This is a genomic window from Caulobacter sp. S45, from assembly GCF_903642205.1.
Classification (GTDB): domain Bacteria; phylum Pseudomonadota; class Alphaproteobacteria; order Caulobacterales; family Caulobacteraceae; genus CAHJWH01.
In genome coordinates this window covers 1-8903 of sequence record NZ_CAHJWH010000132.1, presented here as the reverse complement: position 1 = coordinate 8903, position 8903 = coordinate 1, and the positions used below count along the sequence as shown (strand labels likewise).

The window sequence follows — 8903 nt, the reverse complement described above, 5'->3', positions numbered from 1 at the left end:
GACGCCCGAGCAGGTGGCCAAGGACCCGGCGAGCTGGACGGGGAAGTACCTGGCCGAAGTGCTGGAGCGGCACGAGCAAAGACGGAAGGTCCGCGTGTCGGCGCTGGCCAAGGCTGCGGTCAAGCCGAAGGCGGAGCGGCGGGTTAGCGCCTGAGCCGCACTTGCACAGGAGCGGGTTTCCAGGTCTGCTCTCCACACGTGAAAGGATGTTGAAAGATGCTCGCTCTCATCGCCCTGCTGGCCGCTCAGGCCGTAACGCCGGCCGGGTCATCTACGCCGACGCCCGCGCCTGCCGCAGCGACCAAATCTGCCAGCAAGGATGACGCGGTGGTGTGCAAGAGCGAGGTCGTCACCGGCAGCAGCTTCGCCAAACACGTCTGCCACACCCAGGCGGAATGGCGCGAGATCGCCGACGACGCCAAGGAGCAGATGGGCGGGATGCAACGCTCGTCCGGCGGCCCGCACTGACCAACGCAGGGCTTCAGCCCAGCGGCGGCAGCGCTGCGAAGGGCGAGAAGCCGTAGTGCTTCAGCCAGCGGACGTCGCTGGCGAACATGTCGCGCAGGTCCGGCATGCCGTACTTCAGCATGGCCAAGCGGTCGATGCCGAAGCCGAAGGCGAACCCCTGCCACTCGGCGGGGTCCAGGCCGCAGTTCACCAGCACCTTGGGATGCACCATCCCGCAGCCGACCACCTCCAGCCAATCCGAGCCCGTGCCGATCCGGATCTGGCCGCCGGAGCGATCGCACTGCACATCCATCTCCGCCGACGGCTCGGTGAAGGGGAAGTGGTGGGGGCGGAAGCGGGTGGTGACGCCGGCCGTCTCGAAGAAGCGGGACACGAAGGTGTCGAGTGTCCACTTCAGATGGCCCATGTGGATGGCGCGGTCGATCACCAGCCCTTCCATCTGGTGGAACATGGGGGTGTGGGTCTGGTCGCTGTCGCAGCGATAGGTGCGGCCCGGCGCGATGATGCGGATGGGCGGCGCTTGGCTCATCATCGTGCGCACCTGCACCGGGGAGGTGTGGGTGCGCAGGACCTTCCTTTCGCCGTCGCCGTCGGGATGGAAGAAGAAGGTGTCGTGCATCTCCCGCGCTGGGTGCTTGGGCGGGAAGTTCAGGGCGGTGAAGTTGTGCCAGTCGTCCTCGATGTCAGGTCCCTCCGCTACGGCGAAGCCCATCTCGGCGAAGATGGCGACCATCTCGTCCAGGGTGCGGAGGGTGGGGTGGAGCGAGCCCCTACGGCGGGGCGGCGGGGGGAGGGTCAGGTCGAGGCGCTCGGAGGCGAGCTGGGCGTCCAGAGCCGCGGCTTCCAGGACCTCGCGGCGGACGGCGATGCGGGCCTGGACCGTGTCGCGCAGGCCGTTGATCTGGGGCCCCCGCTCACGTCGCTCGTCCGGGCTCATCGAGCCCAGCGACTTCAGCAGGGCGGAGATGGAACCCTGCTTGCCGAGCGCGGAGACGCGGACCGCTTCGAGCGCGGCGAGGTCGGGCGCGGCGTCGACGGCGGCGGTGAGGTCTGCGGCGAGCGTGGAGAGGTCGGACATGCTGGGCCTCGACGTTGGAGGTTCACCTCATCCTGAGCTTGTCGAAGGACGAGGTGACGCAGAACGGCGGATGGCGGCGGGGCCGACCTCGTCCTTCGACAGGCTCAGGATGAGGTCTACCGTCGGCGGGCAGCTTGGCGTCAGGCCGCGGCCCGCTGGCTCCCCAGCGCGGTCCGGACCTGCTCGGCGATGGCCTTGAAGCCGGCGGGGTCCTGGCCGGCGATGTCGGCTAGCACCTTGCGGTCCATCTCCACGCCCGCGAGGTTCAGGCCGTGGATGAACTGCGAGTAGGTGAAGCCCTCCTCCCGCGCCGCCGCGTTGATCCGCTGGATCCACAGCGAGCGGAAGGTGCGCTTGTTCACCTTGCGGTCGCGATAGGCGTACTGGCCCGCGCGGTCCACCGCCGCCTTGGCGACGCGGATGGTGTTCTTGCGGCGGCCGTAGAAGCCCTTGGCCTTTTCGAGAACCTTCTTGTGACGGGCGTGGGCCGTCACGCCCCTCTTTACACGAGCCATGTCATTTCACCTTTGTGTCTGTCTGAGTGTCGAAGATCGGGTGCGGCGGAACGGGCTAGCCGTAGGGCAGCATGTACGCCTTGATCTTCGGCGCGTCGGACTTGGACAGCACCTTGGTGCCACGGTTCTGGCGGATGTACTTGGAGTTGTGGCTGATCAGGCGGTGGCGCTTGCCGGCGACGCCGGACTTGACCAGCCCCGAGGCGGTGATCTTGAAGCGCTTCTTGGCGCCCGACTTGGTCTTCAACTTCGGCATTTCGCGACGGCTGGGCGTCTGGGCCCACCGCTCCCTTGGACAGCATGACGAACCGCCATGGCATGCCAATGGCCAGGCGGTTCCTTGAGAAGGCGAGGTGTCTACGCAAAAAGCCCTCGGGGAGCAAGGACGCTGTCTCGGCACGCTTGACGGACCGGCCTGCGCGCTGACGATGGGGGCATGAAGCGTCTCCTCTTCGCCGCCTGCGCCCTCGCCCTGCTGACGGCCCCCTCCACCCGGGCTCAGACAGCTCCGCAGCCCGACGCCAGGCCGGTGCAGACCGGCTTCGCGGCCCACGCCATGGTCGCCGCCGCCAACCCGCTGGCGGTGGAGGCGGGCCTGAGCGTGCTCCGCGCGGGCGGGAGCGCGGTGGACGCCGCGGTGGCGGTGCAGGCGGCGCTGGGCCTGGTGGAGCCGCAGAGCTCCGGCCTCGGGGGCGGCGCCTTCATGCTCTACTACGACGCGCGAAACCGTAAGGTCACCGCCTATGACGGGCGCGAAGTGGCGCCCATGGGCGCCGCGCCCGACATGTTCCTCGGCCCCGGCCACAAGCCGATGCCCTTCACCCAGGCCATGGTGAGCGGCAAGGCGACGGGCGTCCCCGGCGCCGTCGCCATGCTGGCCCTGGCCCAGCGCGAGCACGGCCGGCTGGCCTGGAGCCAGCTGTTCGGCGGCGTGGAGACCCTGGCGCGCGACGGCTTCCAGGTCACGCCCCGCTTGGCCAAGGACATCGTCGGCCCCTATCCGGAGTCTTCCACCCCCGACGCCAAGGCCTATTTCACCAAGCCGGACGGGACGCCCTACCGGGTCGGCGACGTGCTGAAGAACCCCGCCTATGCGGACATGCTGCATCAGCTCGGCATACAGGGGGCCCAGGCGCTCTATGGGCCGGAGGTCGGGCAGGCGATCGTGGACAAGGTGGGGCTGCCGCCCGATCCCGGCCTGTTCGCCCTCTCCGACATGGCGAGCTACCGTCCGCTGGAGGGCCAGGCGCTCTGCCGGCCCTACCGCCAGTATGTGGTCTGCGCCCCGCCGCCGCCGGCCGGGGGTGTGGGCGTGCTGGAGCTGCTGGGCCAGCTCGCCCACACCGATATCGCCCACCGCGGGCCGCAGGACCCCCAGGCCTGGTACGCGTTCGCCGAGGCCAGCCGGCTGACCTATGCCGACCGCGACCACTACATCGGCGATCCGGCCTTCGTACCGGCGCCTGTGGCAGGCCTGCTCGACCCCGCCTACGACGCACGACGCGCGGCCCTGATCCCCACGCTCGGCGGCGGCCCGGTCAGCGCCGGCCGTCCGCCCGGAGCTGTGGCGGAAGGGGTGGACCACACCGGCGAGCGCGGCGGCACCTCGGACTTCGCTATCGTGGACGCGGCGGGAAACGTGGTGTCCATGACCACCACCGTGAACCTGATCTTCGGGACCGGGCGGATGACCCACGGCTTCTTCCTGAACGACCAGCTGAACGACTTCTCCTCCGATCCCAACGAGGCCGACGGCACGCCCGCCGCCAATGCGGTGGCGCCCGGCAAGAAGCCCCGCTCGTCCATGTCGCCAGTGATCGTGCTGGACCGGCAGGGACGCTTCGTGGCGGCCCTCGGCTCGCCCGGCGGCTCCTCGATCATCGCCTATGTGGCCAAGGCGCTCGTGGCCTGGATCGACTGGAAGCTGCCGCTGCAGCAGGCCTTCGCCCTGCCCAATGTCGTGGCCAAGGGCGATATCGTGTCTGTCGAGACGGGTGAGGACCCCGTCATCGTCCAGGCGCTGCAGGCGCGCGGCCTGCAGGTGAAGCCCAACGCCGGCGAGGAAAGCGGCCTGCACGGAATTACGGCCGTTCCCGGCGGATACCAGGGCGCCGCCGACCCCAGGCGCGAAGGGGTGGCGCGCGGCTACTAACGTCCGTCGCCACCCTGAAGTCCATCAGGCCCGGACCTAGGGGGCTACCCGAACGGCGTTCGCATGCGCCTATTGAGTGTCGCTCGCCTTCGGCTTGAGCGGGCAGGCCGTCTGGGGTTTGGCGAAGGTCAGGATGGTCTCGCGATCATGATAGCTGCCGCAGGCGCGATAGCCGTGTCCGGCGGCATAGGCCTGGACCAGTTGGCCGGAGAACAGGAAGCAGAGGATCATCACTGTGAACGGAACGATGGTCGCCAGCCACTCGGCCGCCTGAGGCATCCGGTTGCGCCGCGCGATCGCGATCCATGACGACAGGCGCACGCCATAAAGGCCCAGCCACCCGATCATGGCGATGGCGTTGGATGGGCTGGTCGCCGTTTGACCCCCCGCATTGATCTGGCGAAGATCGCTCAACCCTAACCAGGCGGAGAAGATCAACAGCAACGCGAATAACTCGAAGACGTAGAGCGCCGGATTGCTTGCTCGCTGTTGCTTGCTGAAGTAAGGCTTGTTGGTCAAGAAGCCAAACATCAGGGCATAAATGCCCAGCTGGATTGGGCGTAAGAGCCCCCAATCATGTTGGCTGCATTCTGATAATACTTGTCGATCTTGATCACCTCAGCCTTCACATAGCTCTTGCCAGCCTGATACGTCTGCTTGCCAGCCGTGACGATCTTGGCTTTTGCCTCAGCCAGCTCCTTCTCCATCTCCTGTTCCCAGCCCATCATCCTGGCGCGACAACGCTCGGTCAGGTGGTAGCGGTTGTCCAGGCTGGTCAGGATCATGCCGACGGCGAAGCCGACTCCTACGACGGCGATGAAGGTGACCACGACCGGCGCTCCCACCACCGTGGTCAGGAACACGCCCGCCGCGGCGCCTATGTAGGCGGCCGTGACCGCTTGCAGCACATCGCTGCCCACATTGACGCCTAGACTGACGAACGACGGGTGGTCGGACGTCACCTCCTTGATGATGTCGATGGCCACGAAGGCGATGATGGCGACCTTGGTTCCCTTGGCGGCGTCTTCAAGGATGTCCTTGGTGCCGACCACGAAGCAGCGGACCTTGGCGTTCTCGGCCAAGTAACGCGTTCCTTTCAGCTCCGGCCGCAGCTTCGCGTCACCCTTGAAGATAATGTACTTCTTCTTACCGACTTCCTTGATGTAAGCGCGTCCGGTTATACCCAGCAGCTTGATCTGGCGGGCGATCTTCACGTTTGCCTGCATCAGCTGCGTGAGGGCCACCACGTCGGCGTCGATAGAGTTCTTAATCTTCTCATTGTACTCGAGCAGAGTCTTGACGCCCTCCTTCCCGGCGTCGCCAACCTTCTTCAAATCCTCAAGCAGATCGTCCGCGCTCCAGATGTACACCTCGTGCGCATCTGCCGTCGTCGCTTCCGCCATGCGATTCTCAAGCTCCCCCGGCAACCATCGAAAAAGATTAGTACGGCAATGCTGCGTCTTGTCCATGACGCCAGCATCTGGCGACCGGGCGGGCCACGGAGAGCATCGCCCTCTTGCCAGTTGACCGGCGATGGGCTTCGATCCCGCCGGCTGTGGGGGACGGGACATGCGGCGGCTGATCTTTACACTGGTGGCGGGCGCCAGCCTGTTGGCGGCGGGGGCGGCCTGCGCCCAGGCCTTGGAGGCCTCGCCGAAGAGCGCGCCGGCCATGGGGCCGCTCCGTCCCGATCAGGCCCGCTTCCGCGCCATCTACAAGGAGCTGGTGGAGACCAACACCGAGCTGTCGGACGGCAACTGCACGGCGGCGGCGGCCAGGATGCAGGCGCACCTGGTGGAGGCCGGCTATCCGGCGTCGGACCTGCACCCCTTCGCCGCCCCGGATCATTCCAAGGAGGGCGGCCTGGTGGCCGTGCTGCCCGGCTCCGATCCCCACGCCAAGCCACTGCTGCTGCTCGCCCACATCGACGTGGTGGAGGCCAGGCGCGCCGACTGGGTGCGCGACCCCTTCACCCTGGTGGAGGAGGACGGCTACTTCTACGCGCGGGGCTCCAGCGACGACAAATCCATGGCGGCCACCTGGGTGGACACCATGATGCGCCTGCGCGAGCAGCACGTGCACCTGAAGCGCACCATCAAGATGGCGCTCACCTGCGGCGAGGAGACCGAGGGCGCCTTCAATGGGGCGGGCTGGCTCGCGACCCACGAGCGCGCCCTGGTGGATGCGGAGTTCGCCCTGAACGAGGGCGGCGGCGGCCAGCTGGACGCGGCGGGTCATCAGGTGCTGCTCTCCGTGGAAGCGGCGGAGAAGACGCCTCAGGACTACGACCTGGTGGTCACCAATCCCGGCGGCCACAGCTCACGTCCGGTCAAGCCCAACGCCATCTACCAGCTCTCGGCCGGCCTGCTCAAGGTCGGCGACTATCAGTTCCCGATCATGTTCGACGACGCCAACCGCGCCTACTTCAACGCCATGGCCAAGATCAAGGGCGGCGAGCAGGGCGCGGCCATGACGGCGCTGATGGCCAACCCGCAGGACGCCCATGCCTACGCCATCGTGTCGGCCGACCCGAGCTCGAACGCCATCCTGCACACCACCTGCGTGGCCACCAAGCTCGAGGCCGGCCACGCCACCAACGCCCTGCCCCAGCGCGCCATGGCCAACGTCAACTGCCGCATCTTCCCGGGCGTGACCACTGAGGCCGTCCGCCAGACCCTGGCCCAGGTGGTGGGCGACCCGGCGATCACCGTCTCGATGCCCAACCACCGCGGTCCGCTCGCCAAGCCGCTGCCGCTGACGCCGCAGGTGATGGGGCCGATCCAGCAGGTCTCGGCCAAGTACTACCCCGGGGTTCCGGTCGTCCCGACGCTCCTCGCCGGGGCGACGGACGGGGTGTTCATGGGCGACGTGGGCATCCCGACCTACGGCGTGGGAGGGACCTTCTACGATCCCGACCTCGGCCACATCCACGGCCTGAACGAGCGCATCGGGGTCAAGACCTTGTACGACGGACGCGATTTCCTCTGGGACCTAGTCAACCTCTACGGCATGCAGGAATAATTGGAGGCGGGGACCGTGGCTCGCCTCCGGGATGAATCTTAACCTTTCGTTGGGGAGCCCGCGCTAAAGCTAAGTCGTTGGCCCGGTGGCGGAACGGCGACGCGCGGAGCCCCGCAAGGCTCCTCCATCCAGGTTCGAGTCCTGGCTGGGCCTCCACTCCCTTTCCGGTCGATCCGATCGCCTGACCGCCCCCGCGCGTTCTGGACGGCCAGGCCGGTTGGCGGATGGACATGGGCCCGCTTCACTGGAATATCTGGCTCAACGGATATTGGGGGGCGACTAGATGGCGGCCAAGGTCGGCGTCGTGCGGGAGACGCGCGAGAGCGAGACCCGCGTGGCGGTCACGCCGGACGCGGTCAAGAAGCTCATCCCGCTCGGCTTCGCCGTCGCCGTGCAGTCCGGCGCCGGGTTGGGCGCGTCCTATCCAGATGCCGACTACCTTGCCGCGGGCGCGAGCCTCGCCCTTGACGCGGCCGCTGCCATGGCGGACGCCGACGTGGTGCTGGCGGTGCGCGCCCTGTCGACCGAGGCTCTGACCGGCCTGAAGTCGGGCGCGATCGTGGCCGCCATGCTCAACGCCTATGCCGAGCGCCCGGCTCTGGACGCCCTGGCCCAGACCGGCGCCACCGGCTTCGCCATGGAGTTCGTGCCGCGCATCACCCGCGCCCAGTCGATGGACGTGCTGTCCTCCCAGGCCAACCTCGCCGGCTACCGCGCCGTGATCGAGGCGGCGGAGGCCTATGGCCGCGCCATGCCGATGATGATGACCGCCGCCGGCACCGTGGCTGCGGCCAAGGTGTTCGTTATGGGCGCAGGGGTGGCGGGCCTTCAGGCCATCGCCACCGCGCGCCGCCTGGGGGCCGTGGTCACCGCCACCGACGTGCGTCCCGCTTCCAAGGAGCAGGTGGAGAGCCTGGGCGCCAAGTTCGTGGCGGTGGAGGACGAGGAGTTCAAGCAGGCCGAAACCGCGGCCGGCTACGCCAAGCCCATGTCGGCGGAGTACCAGGCCAAGCAGGCGGCGCTGGTGACCGAGCACCTGAAGAAGCAGGACATCGTCATCACCACCGCCCTGATCCCAGGCCGCCCAGCGCCCAAGCTGATCTCCGCCGAGCAGGTCACGTCCATGCGCGCCGGATCGGTGGTGGTGGACCTGGCGGTGGAGCAGGGTGGCAACTGCGCCCTGGCCAGGCCGGGCGAGACCGTGGTCACCGAGGGCGGGGTGAAGATCGTGGGCATCGTCAACCTGCCCGGCCGCATCGCCACCGACGCCTCGGCGCTCTACGCCCGCAACCTCGTCAACTTCCTGACCCTGCTGGTGAAGGATGGACAGTTGGCGCCGGATTTCGACGACGAGATCGTCAAGGGCGCCCTGGTCACCCGCAGCGGTTTGGTGGTGCACCCCGCCCTGCAGGCGGCGGCGAGCTGAGCGCGGAGAGGAACTGGACATGCAAGCCGTCGATCCGACCGTCTTCCGCCTGGCGATCTTCGTGCTCGCCATCTTCGTGGGCTACTACGTGGTTTGGAGCGTCACGCCGGCCCTGCACACGCCGCTGATGGCGGTGACCAACGCCATCTCCTCGGTGATCATCGTGGGCGCCCTGCTGGCGGCGGCGGCGCACGGGGTGGCCGGCGCGCCGGCCGGCGCCCACGTCTGGGTGTCCAAAGGCGC

The 8903-nt window shown here is 67.9% G+C and carries 10 protein-coding genes and 1 tRNA gene; 6 read left to right on the top strand and 5 right to left on the bottom strand.

The genetic code is table 11. From position 1 onward, the window contains the following. The first annotated feature begins 216 nt into the window (after window positions 1-216). Window positions 217-468 (top strand): hypothetical protein, encoded by a 252-nt coding sequence (locus HUV06_RS12430; RefSeq protein ID WP_174301579.1) that lies wholly within the window; start codon window positions 217-219, stop codon window positions 466-468. A gap of 13 nt (window positions 469-481) precedes the next feature. On the opposite strand, the gene pheS is transcribed toward HUV06_RS12430, so the two are convergent. The 3 genes from pheS to rpmI form a co-directional block, all read right to left on the bottom strand. Beyond that, a complete protein-coding gene (gene pheS, locus HUV06_RS12425) occupies window positions 482-1546 on the bottom strand; it encodes a phenylalanine--tRNA ligase subunit alpha (RefSeq protein ID WP_174301578.1) in 1065 nt (354 codons plus the stop codon). Window positions 1547-1686: 140 nt separating this feature from the next. Next, window positions 1687-2061, bottom strand: coding sequence for a 50S ribosomal protein L20 (gene rplT, locus HUV06_RS12420; RefSeq protein ID WP_174301577.1), 375 nt, complete (start codon window positions 2059-2061; stop codon window positions 1687-1689). A 55-nt stretch (window positions 2062-2116) separates the two neighbouring features. Further along, window positions 2117-2317 (bottom strand): 50S ribosomal protein L35, encoded by a 201-nt coding sequence (gene rpmI, locus HUV06_RS12415; RefSeq protein ID WP_174301576.1) that lies wholly within the window; start codon window positions 2315-2317, stop codon window positions 2117-2119. Window positions 2318-2497: 180 nt separating this feature from the next. Here rpmI and HUV06_RS12410 point away from each other — a divergent pair, with 180 nt between their 5' ends. Then, window positions 2498-4213: a gamma-glutamyltransferase family protein gene (locus tag HUV06_RS12410; RefSeq protein ID WP_174301575.1), complete on the top strand. Its 1716-nt coding sequence runs from the start codon at window positions 2498-2500 to the stop codon at window positions 4211-4213. Window positions 4214-4282: 69 nt separating this feature from the next. Here the strand turns inward: HUV06_RS12410 and HUV06_RS12405 are convergent, their stop codons facing one another. Together HUV06_RS12405 and HUV06_RS12400 are read right to left on the bottom strand one after the other, a co-directional pair. Continuing rightward, window positions 4283-4732 carry a hypothetical protein gene (locus HUV06_RS12405; RefSeq protein ID WP_174301574.1) on the bottom strand — a complete coding sequence of 150 codons (450 nt, stop codon included), beginning with the start codon at window positions 4730-4732 and terminating at the stop codon, window positions 4283-4285. A gap of 11 nt (window positions 4733-4743) precedes the next feature. Beyond that, complete coding sequence (locus tag HUV06_RS12400) at window positions 4744-5682, bottom strand: hypothetical protein (RefSeq protein ID WP_174301573.1); 939 nt, start codon at window positions 5680-5682, stop codon at window positions 4744-4746. Between the two features lie 100 nt (window positions 5683-5782). On the opposite strand from HUV06_RS12400, the gene HUV06_RS12395 reads away from it, so the two are divergent. The 4 genes from HUV06_RS12395 to HUV06_RS12380 all read left to right on the top strand — a co-directional run. After that, window positions 5783-7234: a M20/M25/M40 family metallo-hydrolase gene (locus HUV06_RS12395; protein ID WP_174301572.1), complete on the top strand. Its 1452-nt coding sequence runs from the start codon at window positions 5783-5785 to the stop codon at window positions 7232-7234. A 79-nt stretch (window positions 7235-7313) separates the two neighbouring features. Next, window positions 7314-7390 (top strand) — tRNA-Ala (locus tag HUV06_RS12390). Between the two features lie 127 nt (window positions 7391-7517). After that, complete coding sequence (locus HUV06_RS12385; RefSeq protein ID WP_174301571.1) at window positions 7518-8660, top strand: Re/Si-specific NAD(P)(+) transhydrogenase subunit alpha; 1143 nt, start codon at window positions 7518-7520, stop codon at window positions 8658-8660. 19 nt (window positions 8661-8679) lie between these two features. Beyond that, window positions 8680-8903 (top strand): proton-translocating transhydrogenase family protein (locus HUV06_RS12380; protein WP_174301570.1); only part of this gene is annotated, 224 nt, incomplete at its 3' end.

Bases quoted from the DNA above. Each gene is read 5' to 3' on its own strand.
- HUV06_RS12430 (WP_174301579.1), top strand. From the start codon at position 217: ATGCTCGCTCTCATCGCCCTGCTGGCCGCTCAGGCCGTAACGCCGGCC.
- pheS (WP_174301578.1), bottom strand. From the start codon at position 1,546: ATGTCCGACCTCTCCACGCTCGCCGCAGACCTCACCGCCGCCGTCGAC.
- rplT (WP_174301577.1), bottom strand. From the start codon at position 2,061: ATGGCTCGTGTAAAGAGGGGCGTGACGGCCCACGCCCGTCACAAGAAG.
- rpmI (WP_174301576.1), bottom strand. From the start codon at position 2,317: ATGCCGAAGTTGAAGACCAAGTCGGGCGCCAAGAAGCGCTTCAAGATC.
- HUV06_RS12410 (WP_174301575.1), top strand. From the start codon at position 2,498: ATGAAGCGTCTCCTCTTCGCCGCCTGCGCCCTCGCCCTGCTGACGGCC.
- HUV06_RS12400 (WP_174301573.1), bottom strand. From the start codon at position 5,682: ATGGACAAGACGCAGCATTGCCGTACTAATCTTTTTCGATGGTTGCCG.
- HUV06_RS12395 (WP_174301572.1), top strand. From the start codon at position 5,783: ATGCGGCGGCTGATCTTTACACTGGTGGCGGGCGCCAGCCTGTTGGCG.
- HUV06_RS12385 (WP_174301571.1), top strand. From the start codon at position 7,518: ATGGCGGCCAAGGTCGGCGTCGTGCGGGAGACGCGCGAGAGCGAGACC.